The organism is Bradyrhizobium sp. USDA 4504 (assembly GCF_054063995.1).
Genome location: NZ_JBSSGV010000001.1, coordinates 3,690,133 through 3,716,074 on the forward strand (window position 1 = coordinate 3,690,133; position 25,942 = coordinate 3,716,074).

A 25,942-nucleotide genomic window follows, 5' to 3' on the forward strand; every position below is an offset into this window, starting at 1 on the left:
AACGCTACTGGCCAAGGTTGTAACGTCGCGACGGAGCGCGTAGCATGAGAACGTGCAATGAGGCCGTCGCGCCGATGCCGGGCGGCTTCCGTTCAAGTGAGGCGCGACATGCTGCCTGCCGAGGTTTTGACGCGCCTTCCCATTTCGAGAATTGAAGATCCGAGCGACGCCGTTCGCGGCGCGGGCCTTGACGCGACCCAGATGTCCAGCGGTCATCTCTCGGGCAGTCTCGTCTTTTCGAACTCGGACGGCATCGAGTACAGCGGGCTGATCGACGGAGGACAGCGCCGCGCCCACCGGATCGACCGGTGGACGTAGCCGAATTTAGGAGGAGATACACTGATGCTTGACTTGAAGCGTACTACGATGCTTGCAGCGTCCATCCTCACCGCCTCGATCATTGCGGCAATACCGCTTGAATCGGCGTCCGCAGCGCTGCTCGGCGCGATGCCGATCGGTAATCACGTCGCGCAATCATCCGACGTCGTTGCAGTCCGCGCGGCCGGCCGCCGTGGCGGCGCAGCGGTCGGTCCCCGCGGCGGCGCCGTCGTTCACCGTGGTGGCGCAGCCGTTGGGCCGCGCGGTGGCGCCTATCGCGGCCGCACCGCCGTCGTCGGGCCCCGCGGCAACGTCGCGGTTCGCGGCCGGACGGTGGTGGGAGGCGGCGGATGGGCGCGTCCGGGCCGGTATTACTGGCCAAGGGGCGGCGCAATCGCAGCCGGCGCTGCCATCGGGGTCGTGACGGCGGCAACGGCCGCGGCATGGGCCGGTGCCGCGCCGGCGCCCGGCATGTGCTGGTACTATACCGATCCGTCCCGCACGCAAGGATTCTGGGACTACTGCCAGTAATCGCCGTAGCGAGCGAACCGATATGAAGCCAGCGATGTCTCGCGCCTGCCCTGGCGGAGGCACCACTGGTGTTCCTCGCTACTTCGTGCTTGCGATGATCAGAAGATTATTGAGTACGGGCGTGGAGCAAAACGCCGCCACGATCGCGATATTGTAGGGGTTGTTGCTGCGCCAAAGCAGCCACATCATGAAATAGGTCAGACCGAGCTTCGGAATAAGCCACCAGGGGCCGAGCCATGTCTGAGCGACATGCATGAACGGGTTCAACTCGCCGAGGCCGAGATTCAGGATCGTGTTGGTGGTGTAGAGATCGGCGATGCCAAGAAGCAGGACGGACAGCACGAGGAGCGTCTTGGCGAGGTAACGTGGCCCCAGAATAATCTCGTAAGCAAATGCGGCGCCCCCCGGGACGTTTCGCTTGAACCACGACTGCGCGGCATCATTGGTCGCGAAAATCTTCAGATGCTCCGGCTCGCCAACGGGCTTGCTTGTGTCGGTATAGACCCAGACCTTCATTCGATTGCTCAAATATCTCTTTTCAAATCACAAAAAAGCATCATCTGCCGAGATGGTCATCTCGGGAGACCAAGGTAGCTCTGCCGTCGCCGTGAGGATAATTCCGGAGAGTGGCGTTGCGTTGGCCTCGAGGTGCCGCTTCAGGGCGGTTCAATCGTTGCGGCGCTTCAGGTCCAAGCGTCCGATGCGTTCATCAATCAGTCGATTTAGTTTCTCGTCCCGCCGTGAATTCTTCCTAAACAGCCCGCCATGCAGCCGATAGGCAAGAAGGAGCAGGACAATGGCAGTGCCCCCGAGATAGTAGGACCAGTCCATTCTTGAACCGCGCCTGGTTGCTGCAACGGCCGAAGCTTAGGGCGAGCCTGTCCTACTTGTCCAACGCTATCCCATGCGCCGCACCTGCCCGGGCCCAAATGGATTGGCCTGATTTATGCTTGGAAATGGCCGCATACGGAGGACGCGCGATGAGGCGGGACCTTTTGGTTATTTGCGGCGGAATGCTGGCCACGGGCGCCATCGCCTGGATCCTGTTGGGCAACCCGGCGAGCGGGCCACATATGCACGGGCTCCAGACGATGTCGGCAGACCAAGACTTGAGACTCGTCTCCCAGCGAAGTCCATAAATGCGGGACGAGCGCTAGGGCCGTCCCTGGCGGGTGCCTGCGAACTTCAATCACTGAGCTGCCCGGCAGCGCAAGCCCGCTCGGCAACAATATTCGATTTTTCCGAACAACGCCCAGCGGCTGTCGATTCGAATGCGTCCAGTCAGTGGGACTGAGCGTAGGGTGCAGCATTCATCAGCAGCCCCCCAAAAAGCAGGACCAGATAGAGCATCGAAAACACGAACAAGCGACGAGCAGGCCGCCTTTCCTTGTCGTCGCTCCGGCGCAACTGCCATGCGAGAAAAATCATGATCGCTCCCAGCGTCGCCGCGGCCGCGCCGTAGACGGCTCCCGCGAACCCCAGCGCACAAGGCAGCAGTGAGATCGGAACCAAAAGCACGCAATAGAGAAGAATCTGGCGCTTTGTTTCTGTCTTGCCAGCCACGACCGGCAACATCGGCACACCGGCACGGGCGTATTCTCCAGCAAGATTGAGCGACAGTGCCCAGAAGTGGGGTGGCGTCCAGAGGAAGATGATCAGAAACAGGATGAGCGGCTCGAGCCCAACATGTCCCGTGACCGCAGCCCAGCCAATCACCGGAGGGAGCGCGCCGGCGGCACCGCCAATAACGATATTCTGCGGCGTTCGGCGTTTGAGCCACATCGTGTAGACGACGACGTAGAAGAAGATAGTGAAAGCAAGCAGCGCAGCAGCGGCCATGTTCAGCAAGGTGCCGAGAGCCAGGACGGCGCACGTGCCGAGCATCAATCCGAAGGCCAATGCTTCCGGGCGCGATACGCGGCCGCTGGGAATTGGACGGATGGCGGTACGCGCCATCACCGCATCGATGTCGGCGTCGTACCACATATTGAGCGCAGCTGCGGCGCCAGCTCCCGCGGCTATGCAGAGAAGAGCAGCGAAACCGGTGAAGGGATCGATGCCGCCTGGTGCGACCATGAGACCGACCAGTGCGGTAAAGACGACCAGCGACATCACGCGCGGTTTCGTCAGTGCGACGTAATCTCCGATGTTGGCATAGCTCCGGCGAAGAATTGAACGATTGATTTGCACGAGACTAATTCCTCGTCGGTTCGAAAAAGCCATCGGCCAAAGGCCTGCTTCGCAGGGTTCCGGACGATGTGGCGAGTCCTCCGCCTTCAGGACGCTTTGCCTTGTCCAGCATGACCCACGCGGTCGTGGCCGTCCATTTCTTAGCTTGCTGACGCGAAGAACATCACCCGAAGCAGATGCGTATAGTCGGATTCGAACATCATGATCCCGACAAAAACCAGCACCAGCACCGGCGGCAACAGGATGGCGTAGGCCAACGCCAACCGCTCCCAGGCCATGTGCATGAACACAGCGACGATCAGGCCGGCCTTCAGCACCATGAACAGCAGGATCAGCGACCATCGCAGGTGGCCGTGGATACCAAAATAGTCGACGAGATAGGAACAAGTGCTGAGCACGAACAGCCATCCCCAGACCACGAGATAGAGCTTGATCGGGTGCTGCTGGCCCTCTGCATGCGCGGCGCCCGATGCCACCGCACCATGCACATAGCTGTGTAGCGCATGCTGTGCTGCCTGCCCTTCCACATGTACCGCTGCTTCTGTCATGCGCGACCTCACCAGAGATAAAAGAAGGCAAAGATGAACACCCAGACCAGATCGACGAAATGCCAGTACAGGCCCATGATTTCGACGATCTCGTAATAGCCCTTGCGGCTCGTGAAAAAGCCGCGCCGCTCGACGTCGAAGTCTCCCCGCCAAACCTTTCGCGCGATGGCGATCAGGAAGATCACGCCGATGGTCACGTGGGTGCCGTGGAAGCCGGTGATCATGAAGAAGGAAGCGCCAAATTGCGGTGCGCCCCACGGGTTGCCCCAGGGCCGCACGCCCTCCATGATCAGCTTGGTCCATTCGAAAGCCTGCATTCCGACGAACGTCGCGCCGAATGCCGCGGTGGCCAGCATCAAGGCGGCCGTTTTGACGCGATCCCGGCGGTAACCGAAGTTGACCGCCATCGCCATCGTCCCGCTGCTGCTGATCAGGATGAAGGTCATGATCGCGATCAGGATGAGCGGGATGTGCTGGCCGCCGATATTGAGCGCGAATACTTCGCTGGGGTTGGGCCACGGCACGGTCGTCGACATTCGCGCCGTCATGTACGACAGCAGGAAGCAGCTGAAGATGAAGGTGTCGCTCAGAAGGAAGATCCACATCATGGCCTTCCCCCAGGACACGTTCTTGAACGCGCGCTGGTCCGAGGCCCAGTCGGCGGCGATGCCGCGCAATCCGGGTATCGTTCCGGGCAGCGCCTTGGGGGTTGCGAGTGTGGTTTCGGTCATCGCTTCCTGCCTCGCTAGGTGAGCAACTGGCGACAGATGTCGACGAAATTGTCTGTCCAGCCCGTCAGCAGACCGAGCAGGACCAGCCAGACCAACAACAGGAAATGCCAGTAGATGGTACAAAGCTCGACGCTCAGGCGCATCTGCGTCATCGGCGCGCCACGCCACAGTTTTACGGTCGCCCTGCCGAGCGCCACCAGGCCGCCGGTCAGGTGCAGCCCGTGGAGCGCGGTGATCAGATAGAAGAAGGAATTGGCCGGATTCGACGCCATGGCATAGCCGGCGATGTTGAGCTGCTGCCACACCACGAGCTGCCCGATCAGGAACATCACGGCCGATGCACTGCCGACCAACAGGCCCGCGATCAGGCCCTCATGGTCGTCGCGGCGCGCGGCCATCAGCGCCCATTGCAGCGCCATGCTGCTGATGACGAGGACGCCGGTGTTGAACCACACCAGCCTCGGCAGCGGCAACTCGCGCCAGTCCACCATGGTGGTGCGCATCGAGTAGGCGCTGATCAGGAGCGCGAACAGCGAACCGACCACCGCGAGAAAAACACCGAGGCCGATTTTCGCCGCCGGCACCGAAGAGCCGAGATCGCCGCGAAGATCCACCGCAATGCCCTGCTCCAGCCACGGCTTGGCGGCCAGCCGTTGCTGCGAGAGCCACCATCCCGCGATCGCTGCAATCGTAGAAATGAACAGGACGATGGCACTCACGGATGGGCTCCCTGGGCCAGCACCTTGGCCGGCGGTTCATTCTGCGGGATGAAGTCCCTCGCGGAACCGGGCACGCTGTAATCGTAGGCCCAGCGATAGACGACGGGGAGCTCCTTGCCCCAGTTGCCGTGCCCCGGCGGGGTCTCCGGCGTCTGCCATTCCAGCGAGGTGGCACCCCAGGGATTGCCGCCCGCCTCTTTTCCCTTGAACAGGCTCCAGACCAGATTGAACAGGAAGACGAGCTGAGCGAAGCCGACAATCAGCGCCGCCACGCTCATGAACGCATTGAGGTCATGGGCGGAGGCCGGGACGAACGAGGTCTCGCCGATGTCGTGATAGCGGCGCGGCATCCCGAGCAGGCCGAGATAGTGCATCGGGAAGAACACCGCATAGGCCCCGATGAACGTCACCCAGAAGTGGAAGCGTCCGAGCGCGTCATTGAGCATCCGCCCGGTGACCTTCGGATACCAATGATAGATCCCGCCGAACACGGCCATGATCGGCGCAATCCCCATCACCATGTGGAAGTGCGCGACGACGAACATCGTATCCGACAGTGGAACGTCGACGACAACGTTGCCGAGGAACAGCCCGGTCAGGCCGCCATTGACGAAGGTGACGATGAAGCCGAGCGCAAACAGCATCGGCACAGTTAGATGGATGTCACCGCGCCAAAGGGTCAACACCCAGTTGTAGACCTTGATCGCGGTCGGGACCGCGATGATGAGCGTCGTGGTGGCGAAGAAGAACCCGAAATACGGGTGCATGCCGCTGACATACATGTGGTGCGCCCACACGACGAAGCTCAGCGCCCCGATCGCCACGATCGCCCAGACCATCATGCGATAGCCGAAGATGTTCTTGCGCGCGTGCGTACTGATCAGATCCGAGATGATGCCGAACGCCGGCAGCGCGACGATGTAGACTTCGGGGTGGCCGAAGAACCAGAACAAATGCTGGAACAGGATCGGGCTGCCGCCGCCATACTTGGTCAGCTGGCCCATCTCGACCAGTGTCGGCATGAAGAAGCTGGTTCCAAGGAGGCGGTCCAGCAGCAGCATCACCGAGGCCACGAACAGCGCCGGGAACGCCAGGAGGGCCATCACGGTCGCGGTGAAGATGCCCCACACCGTCAAGGGCATGCGCATCAAGGTCATGCCGCGTGTGCGGGCCTGCAATACTGTTACCACGTAATTGAGCCCGCCCATCGTGAAGCCGATGATGAACAGGATCAGCGAGGCCAGCATGAGAACGATGCCCCAGTCCTGCCCGGGGGTACCGGAGAGAATCGCCTGGGGTGGATAAAGCGTCCAACCGGCGCCGGTCGGCCCGCCCGGCACGAAGAACGTCGCGGCCAGCACCAGCACCGCGAGCAGGTAGACCCAATAGCTCAGCATGTTCACGTAAGGGAAGACCATGTCCCGCGCGCCAACCATCAGCGGGATGAGGTAGTTGCCGAAGCCGCCAAGAAACAACGCCGTGAGCAGGTAGATCACCATGATCATGCCGTGCATGGTAATGAACTGAAGGTACTGGTTGGCATCGATAAAGGAGAACGTGCCGGGAAACCCCAGTTGCAGCCGCATCATCCACGACAGCACCAGCGCGACCATTCCGATCGACATCGCCGTGATCGAGTACTGGACGGCGATCACCTTGGCGTCTTGCGAAAAGACGTACCTCGTCCACCAGCTGTGCGGATGATAGAGCTCGACCTCACCTACTTCGGCGGGCGGGATGCCTGCGACCTCATCAAACGGGATATCGACCATCGGAATACCCTCCTTGGTCTTCCGCTCAGCGACGAGTTCACTTCATCTCCGGCCGATCATCCGGCCGATCCTCGTCGGCATGTTCATTCGCTGCCAGTCTTGTACGCGGCCTTCGCGACGTTGCGCTGGCCGGACAAGGCGGCGAACGTGTGCTGCTTGTCCAGCCACGCGTGATATTCCTTCTCTTCTTCCACGACGACCTTGCTGCGCATCTGTGCGTGCGCGGCACCGCAAAGCTCCGCGCAGAGGACGTCGAAGGTTCCGGTCCGGGTCGGCGTGAGCCAGTAGTAGGTCACCGAGCCAGGGATCATATCCATCTTCGCCCGGAACTCGGGCACGTAGAAATCATGCAGGACGTCGATCGAGCGGAGCAGCACCTTCACCGGCTTCCCGACCGGCAGATGCAGATCCTCGTTTTGCACGACGATGTCGTCCTGCCCGTTCGGATCATTGGGATTCAACCCGAGTGGATTGTCGGAGCTGATCAGGCGCGCATCTGACGTGCCGAGCCGGCCGTCCTTTCCCGGAAGCCGATAACTCCACATCCACTGTTGTCCGACGACCTCGACGTCGGTCGCGTCGGCGGGAACGGTGACGAACTGGTGCCAGACGATGAGGCCCGGCGCCAGCATGGCGACGACGCCGATCGCGGTGCCGATGCTGAGCCACCATTCGAGCTTCTTGTTCTCGGGATTGTAGTGGGCGCGCCGTCCCTCGGTGTGGTGAAAGCGCAGGACGCAATAGGCCATGAACACGATCACCGCGCAGAACACCGCTCCGGTGATCCAGAATGTCAGGTTGATCGTGTGGTCGATATAGCTCCAGTTCGAGGCAATCGGGGTCCACCACCAGGGGCTGTAGAGGTGGAACAGCACCGAGGCGACGGCAACCAGGAGCAGTAAAATCGCTACAGCCATCCCTCATTCCTCCTTGCCATTGAAGGCTGCGGAGACGAACGAAAGGGCGGAGCTCACGTCAGAGGGATGGTCTCACGTTCACCATCACCGTGGCTTTTGCCTCGCCCATTCTGCCGGTCGCGATGCTGGGACATGACAAAAACTCAACGTCACGGCCGCAACCTCATCGGAGCTGGGGGCGTCAAGCATCAACATGGTACCCATCGAGCCAGACGTCAATAGAGGAGTAATGCCCGCCGCTGTCCGGCGCGTGTTGGCGGGAATGCATTGGATGCCGCGAACACTGATCGACCCTCCCCAATCGCATGGTGCATCGCAAGACCTCGTTTGTGCATCTGCACAATTCTCCCGACCGCATTCGCCACCTTGCTTCTGCCGCGCATCGGACTAGTTTTACTTGACCGGTTGCGACAGGCGTCGTCCGGCAAGCTCCTTCTGGTTGAATCTGATTTGCCGGACTCAGTCGCGATTTTCGCGCATGAGGCGGATGTGCGTGTGTTGATGGCGCTCCGTTCCCCTGCGGCCACAAGCAAGGAGACCGGAACCATGACCACGGTGTTCGCACGACCCAAGCTGCAATTGTTTGGCGTCTCTACCGCCTTCGTCGTTCGCAAGATCAGCCTTTCCGACCTGGGCGACGCGTTGCGCCTCGGCTGGGAAGACTTCAAGGCCATCCCGACCCACGCAATCGTCCTGTGCGTGATGTATCCCGTGCTCGGACTTGTCCTGTTCAGACTTGTGCTTGGCTATTCGGTGCTGCCGCTGCTGTTTCCGCTCGCCGCCGGCTTCGCCCTGATCGGTCCTTTCGCCGGCCTCGGCCTCTACGAACTGAGCCGACGGCGCGAACGCGGAGAGGAGCCAGGAGCCTGGGATGCGATGCAGGTGCTGCGCGCGCCGTCGTTCGGCGCCATGTTCGAACTTGGCGTTCTTCTGTTCGTTCTGTTCGGGGTCTGGATCGCCACCGCGGACGCGATCTACATCATGACGTTCGGTTATGCGCCGGCTGCGAGCATCCCTGATTTCGCAAAGCGTGTGTTGACGACGCCCGAAGGCTGGTCGCTCATCATCGTCGGATGCGGCGTCGGCTTCCTTTTCGCCTTGGTTGCCCTATGCGTCAGCGTCGTCTCCTTTCCACTGATGCTCGACCGTCATGCGACCGCGATCGATGCGATCCGCACCTCGATACGGGCCGTGATGATGAATCCAATTGAGATGGCCGCGTGGGGATTGATCGTTGCGGTATTGCTGGCGGTGGGCTCACTGCCATTCTTCGTCGGTCTCTGCGTCGTTCTGCCGGTGCTTGGTCATGCGACCTGGCATCTTTACAGGAAGGTGGTCGAGCCTGACCGGAATCCTCCGCAAGAAGAGCCCCGCCCGCCGATCGGTCACCGCTATGCGGCCGATTTCCCGGCCTCCCTCTTCCCGTGGAGCCGTGAGCGCTAAGCGTTTTCGCGCGAAGCATGTCGCGCAATTCAGTGTCGTCCCGGCCTAGTGCGCAATTGCGCACGGGGGCCGGGACGACGAAGGTGGATGTCGGCCGTGTCACACTATCGATGTCGTCCTGGCGAAAGCCCATAGGCGCTAAAATAGGATTTGCGCCTTGGATTCGCTTGTGATTCCAAGATGGAATGGCACACGAATCGCTTGTGAACAAAGATTGGGCGCGCGTTGTCGCCCGACTTGGCGGAGCCGAGGCTCTGAACATTAGCGCGCGCAAGACGAAGGCGTTTGTCCGTCCGCGGGAGATCAGCAATGCGGTCGACTTGCTGCGCCTGATCTTGGCTTATTGCCTTGGTGAGAAAGGGCTGCGGTTGACGGCGGCATGGGCCACGTCGGTTGGGCTTGTCGATATCTCCAACGTGGCTCTGTTGTATCGCTTACGTCAGTGCGGAGATTGGCTGGCAATCTTGGTCGAGCAGACGCTTGCCGCCGCGGCGCCGAAGGCGAGCCGCGGTCGTCTGATCCGTATTGTTGACGCCACGACGGTCCCCAAGGCTGGGACGAGCGGCAGGAACAAGAACGCAGTGTGGCGTATCCATAGCGCGTTCGATCTTCCGCAGGAGCGCTTTGGTCACTTCGAACTGACCGATCAGCGAGCGGGCGAGACGCTGGATCGGATACCGGCGGTTGCCGGTGAGATCCGTCTTGCCGATCGCGCCTATCTGCAACCGGAGCGCATGGCGCATCTCGTCGATGCCGATGCGGACTTCGTGATCCGGGCCGGCTGGAAGAGCGCGCGCTGGCTCGATGCCGAAGGTAATCTTGTTGACCTCACTGCCGAACTGCGCAACGCCTCGGCGCGTGGCCTGATCGATCGGCCGATTTGGATAAAGCGCAAGTCAGGTGCGCCGCCGCTCGCAGTGCGTCTGGTTGCCGCGAAGAAGCCGGCGCAAGCTGCTGCGGCTGCGCGACGCAAGGCGCGCCGGACTGCACAAAAGGGAGGTCATCAGCTCTCCAGGCAAACACTTGACGCCGCAGATTGGGTGATCCTGGTGACCTCACTCAGGCCAGAGGACTTCACGACTGCAGATATCCTCGCCCTCTATCGGCTGCGATGGCGCATTGAGCTCGGCTTCAAGCGGCTGAAAAGCCTGATTGGCCTGAAGGGACCTCCCGGAACCGACGAGCGGTCCGCCAGACCCCATATCCTCGCTCATCTGCTGATCATTCTATTGCTCGAGCCGCTCGTCGACGAACTCGAAGACTCTCCCCGCTTGGCCGACGCCGCCTGACCCACCCAGTGACGTGGCGTCTGCTGCGCCAGCTCGTCGCTTCGCTACGGCAAGCGATCATTCCACAGCCCGCAATCGCTCTACTCTGCAGAGCCAGTCACGCTCTCCGGCGACATCTACGCGAGCCACCCAGACATAAGCGCCACTATCAGACTATGATCAAACTATCTTAGCGCCTATGGGCGAAAGCCAGGACCCATTACCCCAAACGGAATTTGTTGCGCGACGCCGGGGCCGCGATCCCGTTCACAATCGAATTTGGTGGTTATAGGTCCTGGCTTTCGCCAGGACGACGACCGTATTTGCAGCGACGGCGCAATCCACACCGCCACATCCCCTTACCTCATCAGCGCCTCGACCTCCTTGCGGAACGCCTGGCGCGAGCCGTCGCGGGAGTAGAACATGTGGCCGCCGGGATAGACCGCGAGCCTGGTGCGGCCCGGGCCCGCGAAGGCCGGCAACTGATCGAGGATGATCTTCGAGGCGAAGTACGGCGTGGCGAGATCGAACAGGCCGTGGCCGACCAGGAGTTTCAGGTTGGGGTCGAGCGCCAGCGCCTGGCGAAGCTGCGTCACCGACTCCGCCGGACTGATGCCGTGACCGAACTCCCAGGCCTTGTTCACGCTTTCGCTGAGCAGATGATAGGAGCCGTCCGGCCGCCAGTTCAGCTTGCGCGTGGTGAGGTCGACGGCGGCGCTGGTCAAGGGCGCCATCAGCGGATCGCCGGACGGATCGTTGAAACGGAAATAGCTGGAATCCGGATAAGGATCGAAGCCCTCGATGGAGGCGTCGTAGCGGCCGGTCACCTTGCCGTTCTTGCGATCGAACTCGCGGCGGAATTCGCCGATGTCGAAACGGCCGGCGAGCCTGCGGCTCACCACCTGATCGATGCCGGTCAGGCTAGCGACCTTGTCGGCGAGCCGCGTGGTGGCCTCGGTGTCGGCCTGCCCCTTGACGAGGTCGAGCAGGAAATCGCCGCGCGCGTAGCTCTCGACGTCGGCGAGATCCTCACGCGTCACCGGGCCCTTTGCCTGTCGCGCGACCGCCGCCATGGTCGGCAGGCTTGCGACATATTGCAGGAGGCTGGAGCCGGTATATTCGCGGAAATCGAGCACCGGCGAGATCAGCACCAGGCCGCGGACGCCGACGCCCTGCTGCATTTGCAGATTGCGCACCACCTTGGGCCCGCGAATGCCGCCATAGCTTTCGCCGACGAGATATTTCGGCGAGGTCAGCCGGTCGTATTTCTCCAGCCAGCGGCGGATCACCAGCGCGACCGAATTGGCGTCGCCGTCGACGGTGAAGAAGCGCTTGCGCGCCTCCTCCGAGGTGGTGACAAAGCGGCTGTAGCCGGTGCCGACAGGGTCGATGAAGACGAGATCGGTGAAATCGAGCCAGGTATCGGCATTGGCCTGCAGCTCGGGCGCGGCCGAGGACACCGCGCCGTCGAACGGCAGCCGCCACGGCCCGACATTGCCCAATTGCAGCCAGGCCGACGCGGAGCCCGGACCGCCGTTGAACAGGAAGGTTACCGGCCGATTCGCCTTCTCGGCACCGTCGAGTTGGTAGGATGTATAGGCGATGTCGGCGAGCGGCTCGCCCTTGTCGTCGAACACGCGGATCGAGCCCGCGGTCGCGCTGAAGTTCAGCGTGCGGGAAGGCAGCGCGACCGATTGCTTGGTCGTGGAGTCCGGCGGCAGGCGGTGCTGCTCGGCGGTCGAGCCGCTGGCCGCAGCGTTGGCGCCGGAGCCGGCCTCGCCGCCGCGTCCTGCCCGCCCCTTCTGGCCGCTCGGGTTCTGGCCACCTGGGCTCTGGCCGCTTGGGTTCTGGCCGCTTGGGGCCTGCGCGCTCGGCGACGGCGATGGCTGCGGGACGTCATCGTCGGCTCGCGCCGCGGTCGCAAGACAGGCCACCAGCAACGCCGCGGCGAGCCGTGTCGCAAGACTGTTAGCCATATCGTTCACTCCCTGCGCCCCGATTTACGCAATCCAGCAACAAACTGCGCTAGTTTGGCGGCGCCGGCGTGGCATGCGGTCCGTTCCCGGACCATCTCGACAAGGCCGCCCGGGATGTATAGACGAGCGCGGCGTGTTCCGTGCCAAACGAGTTCGTGAGCGAATGGCCAGCTCCAAGCGGTATGACAAGATCGCCTTCGTCGCCAGCGCGAGCGTGGAAGCGCAGTCGGCGCTCGAGCAGCTGACGGAAATGTACGGCAACCATCTACCCGCGGATGCCGACGTCGTGGTCGCGCTCGGCGGCGACGGTTTGATGCTGCAGACGCTGCACGCCAACATGCGCAGCGGCAAGCCGATCTACGGCATGCACCGCGGCACCGTCGGGTTCCTGATGAACGAATATTCGACGCATGATCTGCGCACCCGGCTTGCCGCCGCGCGGGAGTCGCTGATCAATCCGCTGCTGATGCGCGCGACCGACATCCACGGCGCCGTGCATCTGCATCACGCCATCAACGAGGTCGCGCTGTTCCGGCAGACCTACCAGGTCGCCAAGTTGCGCATCCTGATCGACGAGCACGAGCGGATGCCCGAGCTGATGGCCGACGGCATCCTGGTGGCGACGCCGGCCGGATCGACCGCCTACAACCTCTCCGCCCAGGGGCCGATCCTGCCGATCAACGCGGCGCTGCTGGCGCTGACCCCGATCAGCGCGTTCCGGCCGCGGCGCTGGCGCGGCGCGCTGCTGCCGAATTCCGCCTTCGTGGTGATCGAGGTGATCGAGGGCGAGAAGCGCCCGGTCGCCGCGGTCGCCGACCATGACGAGGTCCGCGACGTCCGCCGGGTCGAGGTGCTGTCCGACAAGACGATCGCAATGCGGATGCTGTTCGACCCCGGCCACTCGCTGGAAGAACGCATCCTGCGCGAGCAGTTCGGCTACTGACGGCGTCTGCCTCCTTGCCCGGCAACCAATCATTAACCCCGGGCGGGATATGGTTAACGTCGGGTAATACCGCATTGGCCCGGTATGCCCTATCAGGGCCGGACCATGTATCGCATCGATTTCAACAAGCTGCGATTTTTGATTTGCGACGACAATCCGCACATGCGCCGCATCCTGCGGACGCTTTTGCATTCGTTCGGCGCGCGCGAGGTGTATGAGGCCGAGGACGGCGCCACCGCGCTCGAGATGTACACGCACTACGTGCCCGACATCGTCATCACCGACTGGTCGATGCCGATCTTCGACGGGCTCGAACTTGCGCAGATGATCCGGCAGCCGGAATCCAAGGGTAATCCCTACGCGCCGATCATCATGCTGACCGGACATTCCGAGAAGCGTCGCGTCACGGTGGCGCGCGATGCCGGCGTCACCGAATTTTTGGCCAAGCCGATCTCGGCCAAGGGCCTCTACCAGCGCATCATGAACGTGGTCGCCAACCCGCGCCCGTTCATCAAGACCAAGACCTATTTCGGCCCCGACCGCCGCCGCAACACCACCAACACCTATATCGGCCCCGAACGCCGCGGTAGCGGCGAGGTCGAGGTGCTGCAACAGCCGTCGCTGCTCGAAAAGGCGCGCTCGGCCATCTAGGATACCGCCATGGCGAAAGACAAACCCGGGACGATCGAAGTCAAGAGTTTCGGCACGCACCACGTGATCACGCAGCCCAATCCGCTGCGCAAGATGCTGCTGCGCGTCCCCGAGAGCGATCTCGACGATCCGGTCGGCCGCGCCGAAAAGGCGCTCGCCGGGCTGTCGGGCGAGTTCAAGGAGTGGATGACGATCGAGGCCGACCGCCTCTCCGCCGCGCACGCCACCGTGCTGCGCGAGGGCTTCAGCGACAAGACGCGCGAGGAGCTGTTCCGCGCCGCGCATGACATCAAGGGCGATGCCGCGACATTCGGCTATCCGTCGGCCGCCGCAGCCGCGGAGAGCCTGTGCCGCATCATCGAGCACGCGCCGGATCTCGGCGCCGTGCCGCCGCAGCTGATCGCCCACCACATCAACGCCGTGCAGGCGATCGTGCGCAACCGCACCAAGCTCGACACCGCAGTCGTCGCCGGCGTGCTGAGCAAGCAGCTCCGCGGCATCGCCGATGAATTCCTGACCCACGCCAACCGCGACCGTCCCGAACACCTCGAGGCGATCCTCGCGCCGAGCATCGTGCCCGGCGAATAGCCGCGCGGCCGGCTGCTCGCGTTGCGCAGCCCACTCAAGCATCCATCGATGGGAAGGAAGCGCGGCCCTCAGGCCGCGATGAGATCGTCGTCGTAGGGCAGCACCGCGATGGCGTCTTCCGCGGCGAGCTCCTCGCAGAACATCCGTGCGTCCTCGCGGGCCGATTCGGTCGCAAAGCGGCGCAGCAGGATCAGGAGCGGCTCGGCCGCCGAATGATCTGTCTCGCAATGCGTCAGCACCCGCTCCACCATGCGGCGATGCAGCCGCGCCGCGCCGTCACCGCTGTCGACATAGCCGACCTCGTGGCTGGCCTCGAGCGCGACGCGGAACGCGGCGTAGGTGGATTCCGGCAAGCCGGCGCGGCGCAGCAGCGCCTGCAGGCCGTTGCCGCCGCGGTCGTTCAACAACGCGGAGACGCGGCCATAGGGCAGTCCGGAGAGTTCAGCGAGCGCCGCCCCGAACAGATCGAGATTGCCCGACAGCAGCGCGCGCAGGATTAACCCGGCGGTCAATTGCCCGGTGGCGCGCAGATGCGTGATCAGGTTCTGCATGTCGTCGCCGAAGGCGCGCGCGGCGATGTTCACCGTGGAGCGTTCCCTGGCCTCGCCGGCAATCCGGTCGGCGCGATCGGCACCGAGCCAGTTTCGCGTGACGACGAACTGCGCCAGCGTGTCGGAGAGCTTTGCGACCAGCGCCAGCCGCGTTGCCGACGGCAGGTCCTCCAGCTGCAGCATCGATTCCCTGATGGCGGCGAGATGGCCGTGGCGTTCGACGATGCGATCCCAGGAGAACGGCGCGAGGCCGGCGCAAGGATTTTCGATCAGCTCGAGCGCGGCGGCCGCCGAGCCGACCTCGGCAATCGCGGCGGCGACGGAGGCCGGCAGATTGGTGCGGCGCGCGATCGCGCACTGCATCTCGTCGGAGCCAGTGGCGACGATGTCGACGAGGTCGGCATCGATCAAGAGCGGTGAATGTTCCAGCACCGGCAGCGCGATCGCCGGCTGGTCGGCCGACAGCGCCTGCACGATTGCGGCGGGTGCGTCCGCGCTGCGCGCGAACACCTCGGCCATCGCCTGCCGCACCAGTGGCGACGGGTCGTCGAGCAGCATCAGCAGCGCGCCTTCGGCTGCGATGCGGTCGTCCTCGGTGAGATCCGAGATGAGCCAGGCCCGGGCCAACGCCCGCGTTGCCTCTGCTCGCTCACCTGCTGGAGCGGTCCTAATCCAACTAATAAACTGCCGAACGATCATGGTCCTTCCGGCTTACGCAACGAAACGGCATCGACATACGACGCCACCACAAGGAAAAATAAACCATGACGCTTAACAAAGGGTTCACCATAAACGTTTGGGATTATTGACGTTTCGTTAAAGCCGCAACGGCGCGCGGCTTCGCGCGCGCAGCAAGACAGCGCTAGCCGTTGCTGTAGGTGCCGCTCGGATCGCTGAACAGGTCGAGCCGTCCGGGCGCGCGGACCTTCGGCGTCGCCGATGACGTCAGCGAGGCGGAATTGCCCCACAGCTCCTGCACCGCCGGGGAGATCGGCTCCGAGCGGTCGCCGGCCTGGTAGAGCGAGCGGAAGGTCGGCGCCGGCTGTGCCGATGCCACAGCCGAGGTCGCAGCGACGGGCGCGGCCGACCGGGAGTCCGGGAAGGTCGAGAGATAGGACGCGGTGTCCATGGTCAGCGCTGCGGTCGGCGCGGCGCCTGCGATCGCGTAAGGCGACATGGTGTCGCCGCCCGCCGCCGCGAAGGCGGTGCGCGTATCCTTGGAGTTCGCGGCCGCGGCGTACCGCGTGGTCAGCACCGAATAGACCTGGCTGACGCTGCGCGCGCTGCCCGCCCTGTCGTAGAAGATCGACTGGTTGGCGGCTGCCGCCTTCGGAAACATCGCGGCCGCATTCGCGCTCGCGCTGTCCTCGGCACTCGAGATCAACTTGCCGGCGCCGCCGACGCCCATGAAGTGGGCCATGTAGAGTTCGGCATCGGTCGGACGGCGGCCGAGCTTGCCGGTAAGCTTGAAGCTGTTGGACTGCGTCAGCACCGCCGCCATCGAGGACGCCGCGTCCGGATCGTCGCGCAGCTTCATGACCGCGGCGCGCGCCGAGGGATCGCTGACCGAATAGCTGCCGTCGGAATTCCTGGTGATGGCGTCGGCGTACTGGCCATAGCCGAGCTGGCTTCCGGCCTCCTTGACGGTGCCGAGCCAGGTTTGGTCGATGAATTGATAAAGTCCATGCGCCGACGAGGTCGTGGCGCCGGCCCGCGGATTGAAATTGGATTCCATCTTCGCGGTGGTGAGCAGATATTCGAAGCTCGTGCCGGTGGTCGCGGCCGCCTGCTTGATCGAGCTCGCCACCTTCAGGCGCGAGGAATCGACACCTGCCGAAGCCGTCGCATTGAAGAGGTCGACCGCCATCTGTCCGGGTGCCTTGCCGGGCGCCGGCAATCGGCACCCCATGTCCCGTCAAGGTGCCGTAATTATGGTTAATGGCGCGTTAATAGCGCCGATTCAGGGCTGGGCCTCGTAGTAGTGCGCGACCTGGTCGATCTCCTCGGCCGTCATCTGGCGCGCGATGTTGCGCATCTGCTGGCTGATGTCGTTGCGGCGGGCCCCGGATGCAAAGGCCTCGAGCTGTGCCTTGATGTAGACTGCCGACTGGCCGCCCAGCCAGGGGCTTCCCGCCTTGTTGTCGACATCGCCGTGGCAGGAGCCGCAAGGCGCGATGTTGCGCATCGGGGCGCCCGTCACCACGATCGCCGGCGCGGGACGCGCGGTATCCAGATTGTTCGAAGGCACCCGCGGCAGATAGGCGTAATAGGCCGCGACATCCTTCATGTCCTGATCGCTCATCGCCGCTGCGAACGGGCTCATCACCACGCTGACCCGCGCGCCGGTCTTGAAGTCATTCAGCTCCTTGTAGGTCACCGCGGCAAATTGCCCGGCGAGGTTCGGTGAATGGGCGTCGCTGACGCCCTGCGGTCCGTGGCAGATCGCGCAGCGCTGCGCCAGCGTTGCGCCCCGCCCGATCGAGACCTGATCTGCCTTGGTCAGCATCTCCGACGTCATGATGACATTGGACGTCTTGAAATCCGGCTTGATGCCGGGCTCCTGCACGGCGGCACGCGGAACGCCGGCCGCGCTGCAGATCGCATCCCAGACCCCCGCAAGCTTCAAATTGGGCTGCGCCAGCGGCAACCAGATCAGGCCGGCGACGGCCGACAGCACGGCGATGGCGGCCGTGATGCCGACGCTGGCGCCGAACCACGGATTGCGAAGCGAGAACAGCGGCTGGTCGCTCATCGGCCGGCTCCGACATAGACCGCAGGCACGCTGGTCTCGTTCAGCGCCATCAGCTGCGCAATCGGGAAACCATAGTTCACCACGGTGAGACCGACCATCAACGCGAGCCACAGGCCGAATGAGTTGAGCGCGACCGGAATCCGCGCGGGCATGTGCAACGGGACCGCGAAGCGGTACGCACCCGCCTCGCCTCGCGCGCCGAACTGCCCGCGGATCAGCACCAGCAGGAACAGCAGGCCCGATATCAGAAGAATGAGCCCGCCGATCGCCGACATCGTGACCGACAAGGCCTGTGGCGAGATCGCCGGGTTGGCATAGTCGTAATACGCCATGCGGCGCGGCATGCCGAGAATACCGACATAGTGCCACGGGAAGGTGGTCACGATCATACCGATGAACCACAGCCAGAGCTGCGTGCGCATCAGGCCAAAACTGTCCAGCGCACGGTCGGTCAGATGCGGCCACAGATCATAGGCGATGGCAAAATACATGATCACGATGGCGCCACCGAAGATCAGGTGGAAATGGCCGGTGATCCACTGCGTGTTGTGCACGGTGGCGTCGAGCTGATAGCTCATGTTGATCAGACCGCCGGCGCCTCCGAAGCCGAGCATGACCAGCGACAGCGCCGTCGCCAGCATGATCGGATTGGACCACGGCAGCGCGCCGATCCAGCCGAAGGCGCCGCGGCCGCCACGCAGGCGGCTGGCAATCTCCGCCGAGGCGCAGATCGTGAACACCGTGAGCAGCGTCGGCAGCGCGACGAGGCCGGTGAACACCGAATGCATGAACTTGAATCCGGCGCCGACCTGCGGGTCGGCAAACAGGTGATGCACGCCGATCGGCATCGCCACCACGACGAACAGGATGAACGAAATCCGCGCCATCGGGTCGCTGAAGAGCCGGCCGCCGATCGCGCGCGGAAAGATCGTGTAATAGGCGATGTAGGTCGGGATCAGCCAGAAATAGACGATGGCATGCAGCGTCCAGGAGAAGAAGACGCGGGCCAGCCCCGCATCGATCGTCGACTTCAGCCCAAGCGCCACGGGCAGGATCTGGAACAGGATCTCAAGCGCCGCGCCGACCGCGGTCCAGCCCCAGAGGAACGAGCCCGCAACATTGGCATACATCGCAAGCGGCACCGGCTTGCCCGGGTTCTTGCGCTTCCAGATCACGAAATTGGTCACCATCAGCGCGACCCAGATCCATGAGCCGACCACGACCATGACGACGCCGATGTAATAGAAGGGATTGCCGACCATCGGCGGATAGAAGGTGTAGAGCACCGAGGCGAGCCCGAGCGACACCGGGATCATCGCGACAACGGCGCCGACGGCGACCAGGAAGAAGCCCACCCAGGCCCAGCGCCGTCCAACCAGCTCTTTCTCGAGCGAGGCTTCGGTGATCGCGTAACCGAATCCCATCGCGATCAGTGTCGGGAATACGTATCCCATCGCCGAGCCATGGGCGGTGACCGAGCGATAGTAGAATTCCGGATTGAAATGCCAGGCGTTCAACGGGCTGCGCACGAACATCTGCCAGGCGCCGAGCACCAGCGCGACGCCGAACACGATGAAGGCAAGCCAGAAATGCACCGCGATCAGCCGCTTGTTAATCAACACAGGTCAGCCTCCGCTTCGCTGCCGCCATGTCACGGAACGCAGCCTTGTCGACCACCTTGACCTTGCCCCACATGCCCTGGTGGCCGATGCCACAGAATTCCTGGCACGGCATCACGTGATCGCCCGGCGCCTTGAAGCGCACCGGCAGGTCGGTGACGTAGCCCGGCACCAGCATCGTGTTGATGTTGGTGCCCTCGATCAGGAAACCGTGGACGACATCGGCGCTGGTGGCGCGGAAGGTGATCGGCGTCTCCGCGGGCACCACGATGCATTGCGGTGTGAAGGAATATTGCTGGCCAATCGCACGCACGGTGACCGATCCGTCGGCCAGCATTTCGCTGCCGAGATTGCTCTCGACGAATTCGCCCGACAGATGCAGCGTCTTGGGATCGGCGGTTTCGACCCGGCCCTGCGGCATCGTCGCCTGATGGATGCCGATATAGGTCGCCATGCCGACCAGGACGCCGACAATGACGATCGACAGCGTCGCCCAGCGCCGCTCGATCCGTGCGGCAACGGCCTCGCCGAGGCTGTGGTCAGTCTCGCTCGCCATCAGGGAACGCTCCGCGGCAGGAAGACCAGTAGATAGAATGCAAACCACAACCCGACCACGACGGCCGTCGCAATGCCCGCGACCGCGACCGCGCCGCCCGGACCGGCGCGTACGATGGTCTCGACATCATCGTCTTCCGAGCCCGATGCCGGCGGTTGCGGCGAAGACGAGTTGATCATGATCGCGCTCCCCTTAACGCGCGACGAGACGAGGTTGACTAGTCATCGCGCTTTAGCTCCTTTGTTTGAGCATGATCGTTTCGGAAAACCGCTTCGCACTTTTCCGGATCATGCTTTAGTTCAGCGTTGCTGCCCGCAGTTCGTTGGCCTGCCGCGCCGACACCGGCTCGCCGCGATTGCCCCAAGCCGTTCGAATGTAGGTCACGACAGCCGCGACCTCGTCATCCGACAGCTTCTGCGCGAACGGCGGCATGCCGTGGGGCATCGGATTGCCCAACGTGCCCGGCGGATACCCGCCATTGAGCACCATCCGGATCGGGTTCACCGCGGAGACCATCTGGATCGACTGATTGCCGGCAAGCGGCGGATAATCCGGCGGCATGCCCTGCCCGGTCGCGCCATGACAGCTTGCGCAGTCGCGGTCATAGATCGACTTGCCAAAGGACAGCAGCAGACTGCTCTCGGCCGACGGTAGCGAAGTCGACGCCTTCTCCGGAGGACCGCCCTGCGCAAGGCCCTTCAGGTAGACCGCCATCGCGCGCGCATCATCATCATTGAGATATTGCAGGCTGTTGTAGACGACCTCGGCCATCGGTCCGTACACGGCACCCTTGGCGGACACGCCCTTGCGCAGATAGTCGACGATCTCCTCGATCGTCCAGTCGCCGAGCCCCGTCTCCTTGTTGGAGGTCAGCGACGGCGCGTACCAGTTCTGCATCGGGATCAGGCCGCCCTCGAAGGCCTGCGACTGCTTGCTGCCGCCGAGCGCATTGATCGGGGTATGACACATCCCGCAATGCCCTAGCCCCTCGACCAGATAGTTACCTCTGTTCCACTCCGCCGACTTCGTCGGATCAGGCTTGAACTCGCCTTCCCTGAAGAACAGCGTGCGCCAGCCAATGATCAGCGAGCGGTTGTTGAACGGGAATGTCAGGTCATGCGGCTTGTTGAGCTGCCTGACCGGCGGCACCGTGCGCAAATAGGCGTAGATCGCGTCGCTGTCCTCGCGCGTCACCTTGGTATAGGAGGCGAACGGCATCGCCGGATAGACCAGGCCGCCATCGGGGAAGCGGCCATTGTGCATCATCTGGTAGAACTGATCCGACGTCCATGTGCCGATCCCGGTCTGCGGGTCGGGCGTGATGTTCGACGTGTAGAGCGTGCCGAATGGCGTCTTCATCGGCAGCCCGCCGGCGAAGGTCTTGCCTTCGCGCGCGGTGTGGCAGGCGATGCAATCGCCGGCGCGTGCGAGATACTCGCCCTTGGCGAGCACGGCCGGATCGGCCGCCTTCTGCTGCGCCGATGCCCCAATCGGCGACAGTGCCAGCATCAGTCCGACAAGCAGTCCTGTTAAGGTTCGCGACATCGGCACGATCCCTTCAATGCGGTTCGCTGCCGCATTCGAGCGGCATCGGAAGGCTGCCTCGCGGCGCGAAGGATGGATCCGCCGGCGCCGGACGCGACGACAGGTAGGCTGCCACCGCCTTCACGTCGTCCTCCGTCAGCAGGCTCGCGACGATCTGCATGCAATCGGGAGCGAACGCGGTCCGCGTGCCGTAGCGCCAGCCGCCGAGCTGGCCGCTGATATAGGCGGCGCGCAGGCCAAGCAGGCCGGGAATGCCGGGCTCCATGCCCCCCAATGTAGGACCATGACAGGCCGAACAGGGCGGAATGCCGTGCTGCGGATCGCCGTTCTTCACGATCGTCTCGCCGCGCGCCAGAATCTCCTTGCTGTCGACCGGCGGGACCGGCGGCGGAAATGCCGGCCTGAGCGAGGCGAAATATTCGGCGATCTTCTTCAGGTAATCGTCGGTCTGAAACTCCAGCAGGTAGTTCATCGGCGGATATTTCCGCCGTCCATCCCGGAATGCGATGAGCTGGTTGTAGAGATAGCCTGCCGGCTTGCCGGCCAGCCGCGGGAAATAGGCGTCGCTGGTGCCCTCGCCTTCGGCGCCGTGACACGGCGCACAGGCAAGGACGCGCGCGGCCATCGTATCGGGCGCACGCTCGGTCGTTTGCGATTGCGCCTCGCCGATCGGCCACACAGCCCAGGCAAGAAACCCAACAAGCGGTATCAGGCGATGCGCCACAGTTCACCCCCAGTGACGACCATGCGCAACGGCTTGCGCATGGCGTAACAGGGGCCACGAAGTACACGACTTCGCCGCGCTGTACTTGATTCAGATCAATGATCTATTTGCGATAGACCTGCGCCGGATCGAACAGCTTCTCGGCGTCGACAAAGGACAGGCTGACATGCCCGCCCTCGTCCTTCACCGCGCGATAGAAGCAGGAGCGCCGTCCGGTGTGGCAGGCGGCGCCGATCTGCTCGACCTTGATCCACACCGCGTCCTGATCGCAATCCATCCGGATCTCGACCACGCGCTGGGTCTGGCCCGAGCTCTCGCCCTTGCGCCACAGCGCATTGCGCGAGCGGCTGAAGTACCAGCCTTCGCCGGTCGCGATCGTCTTGCGCAGGGCCTCGTCGTTCATGTGCGCGACCATCAGCACATCGCCGGTCGCGGCATCGGTCGCGACGCAGGTCACAAGACCTGCCGCGTCGAATTTAGGCTGGAAGGCCAGCCCCTCCTCGCGGTCGTGATCGTGGGTCGCTGCGGACACGGAAAACCTCGCTCAGGAAAATGCGAGGTTACCGGTTCGGTCCTCGCACCAGGGACAAGAAACGCTGCTGCTCCGCCGGATTGTCGCGGAACATGCCGGTGAAGCGGCTGGTGAAGGTCGATGCACCATGCTTGGCAACGCCGCGCACCGACATGCAGGTATGCTCCGCCTCGATCAGCACGGCAACGCCGCGGGGCTTCAGCACCTCGTCGATCGCAGCCGCGACCTGCGCGGTGAGATGCTCCTGGGTCTGCAGACGGCGGGCGAAGATATCGGTCAGCCGCGCCAGCTTGGAGAGGCCGACGACGCGCTCCACCGGCGTATAGGCAATATGCGCCTTGCCGTAGAACGGCATCATGTGATGCTCGCACTGCGAGGTGAACTCGATGTCGCGGACGAGGACGAAATCGTCGTAGCCGGCGGTCTCGCCGAAGGTGCGGTTCAGTACCTCGGCCGGGCACTGGTGGTAGCCCTGATAGAGCTCGTCATAGGCCTCGACGACCCGGCGCGGCGTGTCGAGCAGTCCCTCGCGGCCGGTGTTCTCGCCGATATAGGCGAGCAGCGTCTTCACGGCGTCCTCCGCCTCCGCCCGCGACGGGCGCGGCTGGTCGGCGCGGACGGCCGCCGTCATGAATTCTGAGGGGTCGAGCTCGCCGGGCTTCGCGTCGGCCGGCTTGTTGGGGCGAATCGATTTGATCAAGGCGTCCATGTCTTCTCCGTTCGACCGGCCCTCGGATTTGACCTTGGTCCGGATGTGTCACCGGGCAGACGGGGCGGATGGTTCGACCGCCGGGCGCCTGAGTCCCACAATTGTAGCACCGCCGCGGCGGAGGTGGGCCGCGGTGGCTGCATGGCCGGGCTATGTTTCCGGCGTTGCCGTCCATATATAGGACGGTGCAACCCAGCCGCCAAGAGCGCCCGGCACCGCCGGAACCAGGCATCTGTCCCCATGCTGAACGACATTTACAACAAGCGGATCATCGAGTTGGCCGGCAATATTCCGCGCCTCGGACGGCTGGCCGACCCGGACGCCAGCGCCACCGCCCACTCCAAATTGTGCGGTTCGACCGTCAAGGTCGACCTCAAGATGGACGGTCCCGTGGTGACGGATTTCGCCCATGACGTGAAGGCCTGTGCGCTCGGCCAGGCCTCCTCCTCGATCATGGCGAGCCGGGTGGTGGGCTCGACCGCGGACGAGCTGCGCGAATTGCGCGAGACGGTCCGCAAGATGCTGAAGGAAAACGGCCAGCCCCCGCAGGGCGGCAAATGGGCCGATATCGCGCTGCTCGAGCCGGTGCGCGACTACAAGGCCCGCCATGCCTCGACCCTGCTGACCTTCGATGCCGTGGTCGATGCGATCGGCCAGATCGAGGCCAAGGCGAAGCAGCCGGCGTAAAATTGCATGTCAGGTCATTCCGGGGCGATGCGCAGCATCGAACCCGGAATCTCGAGGTTCCCCGATGCACAATTGCGCATCTGTGGTCCGCTTACGCGTCCCGGAACGACGCGACAATGTGCGTTCTTACTGCGCGGGCTGGACCGGCGCCGGCGCTGCGCTGCCGCCGGTCGGCACCACGACCTCGGCGGTCTTGGTCGCTCTCGCCTGCGACGCCTCGCCCTCCATCGCGCTGCTCAAGAAGCGATCGTTGTTCTTCGGCTTCGCCTCGGCGACGGGAATAGCGTTGTCCTTGCTGTTGTCCTGCCGCGGCAGCACGTCGGCAACCGCATCGGTGGTGATGAGATTGGTCAGCCGCAATTCGGCCGCCGACAATTCGTGCAGGTCCTCCCACGGCGGCACGCTGAGCGAGAGCGCCAGCAGATCACCCGCGCCGCCCATATCGAAGGTGTATTTGGCAAGACGGCCGATATCGCGCTCGACGATCATCAGGTCCTGCGCGGTGTAGCTCGCCGCCTTGGCGTCGTCGGCGCGATCGCCCATCCAGATCTGATGTACGCGAACATGGGCGGCCGGCGGAACGTAGCGCGTCTTGCCCGACAACAGCAGGAACACGCACATCGACTCGCAATAAGCATCGGGCAGAACGCTCGTGCGGCCGCCCTGCGCGGCCTGATTGACGACGCTGGTGCCGACCGTGGTCAGCACGCCGAGACCGCGGAAGCGGCGGCCGAGCGCGATCGCGTCGTTGACCGAGCCGCCGCTGGAATCGAGCACGATGGTGGCGCCGTTGAGCTGGCGGCCGCGCGCGAACTCGTCGAATTCCCTGGGACTATCGGCCGTGATGATGCCGACCGCGGACACCCAGCCGCGGCAATTCGGCTGGCAGGCGATCCAGCTGAACTTCATCGGCAGCTTGCGCTCTTCGAGGGTCGAATTGGCCTGCGCGGAACCGCCCGCCATGGCGGCGGTGCCGGAAACCGCGAAGCAAAGAGCAACGGCGCCGGTAAGCGCCCAACTGCGCAACGAGAGCGACTTGACGAGCCTCAATTTGGTTCCTTCCCCCAAGCCCTTGGTGATGCGAGCGGTGGCAATGGCCCCATGGCAATGCGCCACGATTCTGTCAGCGGCGCGTTATGGGAACGGTAGCGTTGCTGACCCGGACCGTCCATAGAGCCCTTGCTGCAGCGCCATCGGTGCTGTGCAATAATAACGAACTGTGGCGTAAATATCTGCAAGAAAACAGTTCCTTGGCTTGGAACCCCCGCAAGACTACGTACATACTTGCGTATGCCGCCGACAGACCATTCAACGACACACCATCCACGATGCATGGACTGTGCCAGCACCATGCGCCGCTTGCCGCGCAACCTCGGCCGCGCCCTGATCTGGATCTACCGGCACACGCTGTCGCCGCTGGTCGGCTACAACTGCCGGCATCTGCCGACCTGCTCGGTCTATGGCGACGAGGCGATCGAACGCTTCGGCCTGTGGGGCGGCGGCTGGATGACGCTGGCGCGGCTGCTGCGCTGCCAGCCCTGGGGAACATCCGGGATCGATAATGTCCCGCTGACGAAGCCGCCCGGGGCACGCTGGGTACCTGCCCTGGCGCTATGGCCGCTGGCGCGGCGTCAACGAAGGCTGACGCGGCGTCAACGACAATTGATCGATT

Annotated in this window: 28 protein-coding genes and 1 pseudogene; 9 read left to right on the forward strand and 20 right to left on the reverse strand. The window is 63.7% G+C overall.

Features of this window, described 5'->3' with window-relative positions:
• Nucleotides 1-108 precede the first annotated feature (108 nt).
• Together ACVMB1_RS17205 and ACVMB1_RS17210 are read left to right on the forward strand one after the other, a co-directional pair.
• Nucleotides 109-318 (forward strand): hypothetical protein, encoded by a 210-nt coding sequence (locus ACVMB1_RS17205; protein ID WP_076831593.1) that lies wholly within the window; start codon nt 109-111, stop codon nt 316-318.
• A gap of 24 nt (nt 319-342) precedes the next feature.
• Nucleotides 343-849: a hypothetical protein gene (locus ACVMB1_RS17210; RefSeq protein WP_076831596.1), complete on the forward strand. Its 507-nt coding sequence runs from the start codon at nt 343-345 to the stop codon at nt 847-849.
• Between the two features lie 78 nt (nt 850-927).
• Here ACVMB1_RS17210 and ACVMB1_RS17215 read toward each other — a convergent pair whose 3' ends face one another.
• The 8 genes from ACVMB1_RS17215 to ACVMB1_RS17250 all read right to left on the reverse strand — a co-directional run bounded on the left by ACVMB1_RS17215 (nt 928) and on the right by ACVMB1_RS17250 (nt 7,726).
• Nucleotides 928-1,365, reverse strand: a complete 438-nt coding sequence (locus tag ACVMB1_RS17215; protein ID WP_057019648.1) for a DUF5658 family protein — start codon at nt 1,363-1,365, stop codon at nt 928-930.
• A 150-nt stretch (nt 1,366-1,515) separates the two neighbouring features.
• Complete coding sequence (locus ACVMB1_RS17220) at nt 1,516-1,680, reverse strand: hypothetical protein (RefSeq protein WP_168856726.1); 165 nt, start codon at nt 1,678-1,680, stop codon at nt 1,516-1,518.
• A gap of 450 nt (nt 1,681-2,130) precedes the next feature.
• Nucleotides 2,131-3,039 carry a heme o synthase gene (locus tag ACVMB1_RS17225; protein ID WP_057019650.1) on the reverse strand — a complete coding sequence of 303 codons (909 nt, stop codon included), beginning with the start codon at nt 3,037-3,039 and terminating at the stop codon, nt 2,131-2,133.
• Between the two features lie 140 nt (nt 3,040-3,179).
• Nucleotides 3,180-3,587: a cytochrome C oxidase subunit IV family protein gene (locus tag ACVMB1_RS17230; RefSeq protein ID WP_050384760.1), complete on the reverse strand. Its 408-nt coding sequence runs from the start codon at nt 3,585-3,587 to the stop codon at nt 3,180-3,182.
• Between the two features lie 8 nt (nt 3,588-3,595).
• Nucleotides 3,596-4,318 carry a heme-copper oxidase subunit III family protein gene (locus ACVMB1_RS17235; RefSeq protein WP_057019651.1) on the reverse strand — a complete coding sequence of 241 codons (723 nt, stop codon included), beginning with the start codon at nt 4,316-4,318 and terminating at the stop codon, nt 3,596-3,598.
• Between the two features lie 14 nt (nt 4,319-4,332).
• Nucleotides 4,333-5,037, reverse strand: coding sequence for a cytochrome c oxidase subunit 3 (locus tag ACVMB1_RS17240; protein ID WP_076831599.1), 705 nt, complete (start codon nt 5,035-5,037; stop codon nt 4,333-4,335).
• Nucleotides 5,034-6,809 (reverse strand): cytochrome c oxidase subunit I, encoded by a 1,776-nt coding sequence (gene ctaD / locus ACVMB1_RS17245; protein ID WP_057019653.1) that lies wholly within the window; start codon nt 6,807-6,809, stop codon nt 5,034-5,036. The genes ACVMB1_RS17240 and ctaD overlap by 4 nt, the downstream gene beginning before the upstream one ends.
• An 83-nt stretch (nt 6,810-6,892) precedes the next feature.
• Entirely contained in the window at nt 6,893-7,726 is an 834-nt protein-coding gene (locus ACVMB1_RS17250) for a cytochrome c oxidase subunit II (protein WP_076831602.1), read from the reverse strand.
• A 546-nt stretch (nt 7,727-8,272) separates the two neighbouring features.
• On the opposite strand from ACVMB1_RS17250, the gene ACVMB1_RS17255 reads away from it, so the two are divergent.
• Together ACVMB1_RS17255 and ACVMB1_RS17260 are read left to right on the forward strand one after the other, a co-directional pair.
• The gene (locus tag ACVMB1_RS17255; protein ID WP_026192934.1) at nt 8,273-9,169 is read left to right on the forward strand and encodes a DUF2189 domain-containing protein; all 897 of its coding nucleotides are present in this window, start codon (nt 8,273-8,275) and stop codon (nt 9,167-9,169) included.
• A 185-nt stretch (nt 9,170-9,354) separates the two neighbouring features.
• On the forward strand, nt 9,355-10,458 hold the full coding sequence (locus ACVMB1_RS17260; protein ID WP_456848766.1) for an IS4 family transposase: 1,104 nt from the start codon (nt 9,355-9,357) through the stop codon (nt 10,456-10,458).
• Between the two features lie 338 nt (nt 10,459-10,796).
• Here ACVMB1_RS17260 and ACVMB1_RS17265 read toward each other — a convergent pair whose 3' ends face one another.
• Entirely contained in the window at nt 10,797-12,413 is a 1,617-nt protein-coding gene (locus ACVMB1_RS17265; protein WP_076831605.1) for a S10 family peptidase, read from the reverse strand.
• A gap of 163 nt (nt 12,414-12,576) precedes the next feature.
• Here ACVMB1_RS17265 and ACVMB1_RS17270 point away from each other — a divergent pair, with 163 nt between their 5' ends.
• The 3 genes from ACVMB1_RS17270 (at nt 12,577) to ACVMB1_RS17280 (ending at nt 14,595) form a co-directional block, all read left to right on the forward strand.
• On the forward strand, nt 12,577-13,356 hold the full coding sequence (locus ACVMB1_RS17270) for an NAD kinase (protein WP_028336174.1): 780 nt from the start codon (nt 12,577-12,579) through the stop codon (nt 13,354-13,356).
• 105 nt (nt 13,357-13,461) lie between these two features.
• Nucleotides 13,462-14,007 (forward strand): response regulator, encoded by a 546-nt coding sequence (locus tag ACVMB1_RS17275; protein ID WP_028336173.1) that lies wholly within the window; start codon nt 13,462-13,464, stop codon nt 14,005-14,007.
• Between the two features lie 9 nt (nt 14,008-14,016).
• Nucleotides 14,017-14,595 carry an Hpt domain-containing protein gene (locus tag ACVMB1_RS17280; protein WP_016843908.1) on the forward strand — a complete coding sequence of 193 codons (579 nt, stop codon included), beginning with the start codon at nt 14,017-14,019 and terminating at the stop codon, nt 14,593-14,595.
• A 68-nt stretch (nt 14,596-14,663) separates the two neighbouring features.
• Here the strand turns inward: ACVMB1_RS17280 and ACVMB1_RS17285 are convergent, their stop codons facing one another.
• From ACVMB1_RS17285 to folE, 10 genes are all read right to left on the reverse strand, one after another.
• Complete coding sequence (locus ACVMB1_RS17285; RefSeq protein WP_076831608.1) at nt 14,664-15,845, reverse strand: DUF2336 domain-containing protein; 1,182 nt, start codon at nt 15,843-15,845, stop codon at nt 14,664-14,666.
• A 163-nt stretch (nt 15,846-16,008) separates the two neighbouring features.
• Nucleotides 16,009-17,013 (reverse strand): transglycosylase SLT domain-containing protein, encoded by a 1,005-nt coding sequence (locus tag ACVMB1_RS17290; protein WP_143271131.1) that lies wholly within the window; start codon nt 17,011-17,013, stop codon nt 16,009-16,011.
• Between the two features lie 93 nt (nt 17,014-17,106).
• Entirely contained in the window at nt 17,107-17,898 is a 792-nt protein-coding gene (locus tag ACVMB1_RS17295) for a c-type cytochrome (RefSeq protein ID WP_076831613.1), read from the reverse strand.
• Nucleotides 17,895-19,520 carry a cbb3-type cytochrome c oxidase subunit I gene (locus ACVMB1_RS17300; protein ID WP_076831616.1) on the reverse strand — a complete coding sequence of 542 codons (1,626 nt, stop codon included), beginning with the start codon at nt 19,518-19,520 and terminating at the stop codon, nt 17,895-17,897. The genes ACVMB1_RS17295 and ACVMB1_RS17300 overlap by 4 nt, the downstream gene beginning before the upstream one ends.
• Complete coding sequence (locus ACVMB1_RS17305; protein ID WP_057019660.1) at nt 19,510-20,073, reverse strand: cupredoxin domain-containing protein; 564 nt, start codon at nt 20,071-20,073, stop codon at nt 19,510-19,512. The genes ACVMB1_RS17300 and ACVMB1_RS17305 overlap by 11 nt, the downstream gene beginning before the upstream one ends.
• On the reverse strand, nt 20,073-20,252 hold the full coding sequence (locus tag ACVMB1_RS17310) for a hypothetical protein (protein ID WP_016843914.1): 180 nt from the start codon (nt 20,250-20,252) through the stop codon (nt 20,073-20,075). Before ACVMB1_RS17310 ends, ACVMB1_RS17305 begins: the two co-directional genes overlap by 1 nt.
• 115 nt (nt 20,253-20,367) lie before the next feature.
• Nucleotides 20,368-21,618: a c-type cytochrome gene (locus ACVMB1_RS17315; protein WP_076831618.1), complete on the reverse strand. Its 1,251-nt coding sequence runs from the start codon at nt 21,616-21,618 to the stop codon at nt 20,368-20,370.
• A 13-nt stretch (nt 21,619-21,631) separates the two neighbouring features.
• The gene (locus ACVMB1_RS17320) at nt 21,632-22,243 is read right to left on the reverse strand and encodes a c-type cytochrome (RefSeq protein ID WP_082190604.1); all 612 of its coding nucleotides are present in this window, start codon (nt 22,241-22,243) and stop codon (nt 21,632-21,634) included.
• 202 nt (nt 22,244-22,445) lie between these two features.
• Nucleotides 22,446-22,874 (reverse strand): phosphoribosyl-AMP cyclohydrolase, encoded by a 429-nt coding sequence (gene hisI / locus ACVMB1_RS17325; protein ID WP_057019662.1) that lies wholly within the window; start codon nt 22,872-22,874, stop codon nt 22,446-22,448.
• 28 nt (nt 22,875-22,902) lie between these two features.
• Nucleotides 22,903-23,583, reverse strand: a complete 681-nt coding sequence (gene folE, locus ACVMB1_RS17330; protein WP_016843918.1) for a GTP cyclohydrolase I FolE — start codon at nt 23,581-23,583, stop codon at nt 22,903-22,905.
• Between the two features lie 240 nt (nt 23,584-23,823).
• Between folE and ACVMB1_RS17335 the strand changes: the two genes are divergently transcribed.
• Nucleotides 23,824-24,270 carry an iron-sulfur cluster assembly scaffold protein gene (locus ACVMB1_RS17335; protein ID WP_057019663.1) on the forward strand — a complete coding sequence of 149 codons (447 nt, stop codon included), beginning with the start codon at nt 23,824-23,826 and terminating at the stop codon, nt 24,268-24,270.
• 126 nt (nt 24,271-24,396) lie between these two features.
• On the opposite strand, the gene ACVMB1_RS17340 is transcribed toward ACVMB1_RS17335, so the two are convergent.
• On the reverse strand, nt 24,397-25,320 hold the full coding sequence (locus ACVMB1_RS17340) for a COG3904 family protein (protein WP_076831621.1): 924 nt from the start codon (nt 25,318-25,320) through the stop codon (nt 24,397-24,399).
• A 282-nt stretch (nt 25,321-25,602) separates the two neighbouring features.
• Between ACVMB1_RS17340 and yidD the strand changes: the two are divergent.
• A pseudogene (gene yidD, locus ACVMB1_RS17345) lies at nt 25,603-25,915 on the forward strand (membrane protein insertion efficiency factor YidD).
• The last annotated feature ends 27 nt before the right edge of the window (nt 25,916-25,942 follow it).

What these genes read in the sequence shown, in the direction of transcription:
- ACVMB1_RS17220 (WP_168856726.1), bottom strand. Translation starts at nt 1,680, where the DNA reads ATGGACTGGTCCTACTATCTCGGGGGCACTGCCATTGTCCTGCTCCTT.
- ACVMB1_RS17335 (WP_057019663.1), top strand. Translation starts at nt 23,824, where the DNA reads ATGCTGAACGACATTTACAACAAGCGGATCATCGAGTTGGCCGGCAAT.
- ACVMB1_RS17315 (WP_076831618.1), bottom strand. Translation starts at nt 21,618, where the DNA reads ATGTCGCGAACCTTAACAGGACTGCTTGTCGGACTGATGCTGGCACTG.
- ACVMB1_RS17270 (WP_028336174.1), top strand. Translation starts at nt 12,577, where the DNA reads ATGGCCAGCTCCAAGCGGTATGACAAGATCGCCTTCGTCGCCAGCGCG.
- ACVMB1_RS17285 (WP_076831608.1), bottom strand. Translation starts at nt 15,845, where the DNA reads ATGATCGTTCGGCAGTTTATTAGTTGGATTAGGACCGCTCCAGCAGGT.
- ACVMB1_RS17290 (WP_143271131.1), bottom strand. Translation starts at nt 17,013, where the DNA reads ATGGCGGTCGACCTCTTCAATGCGACGGCTTCGGCAGGTGTCGATTCC.
- ACVMB1_RS17260 (WP_456848766.1), top strand. Translation starts at nt 9,355, where the DNA reads ATGGCACACGAATCGCTTGTGAACAAAGATTGGGCGCGCGTTGTCGCC.
- ACVMB1_RS17275 (WP_028336173.1), top strand. Translation starts at nt 13,462, where the DNA reads ATGTATCGCATCGATTTCAACAAGCTGCGATTTTTGATTTGCGACGAC.
- ACVMB1_RS17210 (WP_076831596.1), top strand. Translation starts at nt 343, where the DNA reads ATGCTTGACTTGAAGCGTACTACGATGCTTGCAGCGTCCATCCTCACC.
- ACVMB1_RS17310 (WP_016843914.1), bottom strand. Translation starts at nt 20,252, where the DNA reads ATGATCAACTCGTCTTCGCCGCAACCGCCGGCATCGGGCTCGGAAGAC.
- ACVMB1_RS17320 (WP_082190604.1), bottom strand. Translation starts at nt 22,243, where the DNA reads ATGGCCGCGCGCGTCCTTGCCTGTGCGCCGTGTCACGGCGCCGAAGGC.
- ctaD (WP_057019653.1), bottom strand. Translation starts at nt 6,809, where the DNA reads ATGGTCGATATCCCGTTTGATGAGGTCGCAGGCATCCCGCCCGCCGAA.
- ACVMB1_RS17280 (WP_016843908.1), top strand. Translation starts at nt 14,017, where the DNA reads ATGGCGAAAGACAAACCCGGGACGATCGAAGTCAAGAGTTTCGGCACG.
- ACVMB1_RS17235 (WP_057019651.1), bottom strand. Translation starts at nt 4,318, where the DNA reads ATGACCGAAACCACACTCGCAACCCCCAAGGCGCTGCCCGGAACGATA.
- ACVMB1_RS17215 (WP_057019648.1), bottom strand. Translation starts at nt 1,365, where the DNA reads ATGAAGGTCTGGGTCTATACCGACACAAGCAAGCCCGTTGGCGAGCCG.
- ACVMB1_RS17250 (WP_076831602.1), bottom strand. Translation starts at nt 7,726, where the DNA reads ATGGCTGTAGCGATTTTACTGCTCCTGGTTGCCGTCGCCTCGGTGCTG.
- folE (WP_016843918.1), bottom strand. Translation starts at nt 23,583, where the DNA reads ATGGACGCCTTGATCAAATCGATTCGCCCCAACAAGCCGGCCGACGCG.
- ACVMB1_RS17265 (WP_076831605.1), bottom strand. Translation starts at nt 12,413, where the DNA reads ATGGCTAACAGTCTTGCGACACGGCTCGCCGCGGCGTTGCTGGTGGCC.
- ACVMB1_RS17205 (WP_076831593.1), top strand. Translation starts at nt 109, where the DNA reads ATGCTGCCTGCCGAGGTTTTGACGCGCCTTCCCATTTCGAGAATTGAA.
- ACVMB1_RS17230 (WP_050384760.1), bottom strand. Translation starts at nt 3,587, where the DNA reads ATGACAGAAGCAGCGGTACATGTGGAAGGGCAGGCAGCACAGCATGCG.
- ACVMB1_RS17305 (WP_057019660.1), bottom strand. Translation starts at nt 20,073, where the DNA reads ATGGCGAGCGAGACTGACCACAGCCTCGGCGAGGCCGTTGCCGCACGG.
- ACVMB1_RS17295 (WP_076831613.1), bottom strand. Translation starts at nt 17,898, where the DNA reads ATGAGCGACCAGCCGCTGTTCTCGCTTCGCAATCCGTGGTTCGGCGCC.
- ACVMB1_RS17255 (WP_026192934.1), top strand. Translation starts at nt 8,273, where the DNA reads ATGACCACGGTGTTCGCACGACCCAAGCTGCAATTGTTTGGCGTCTCT.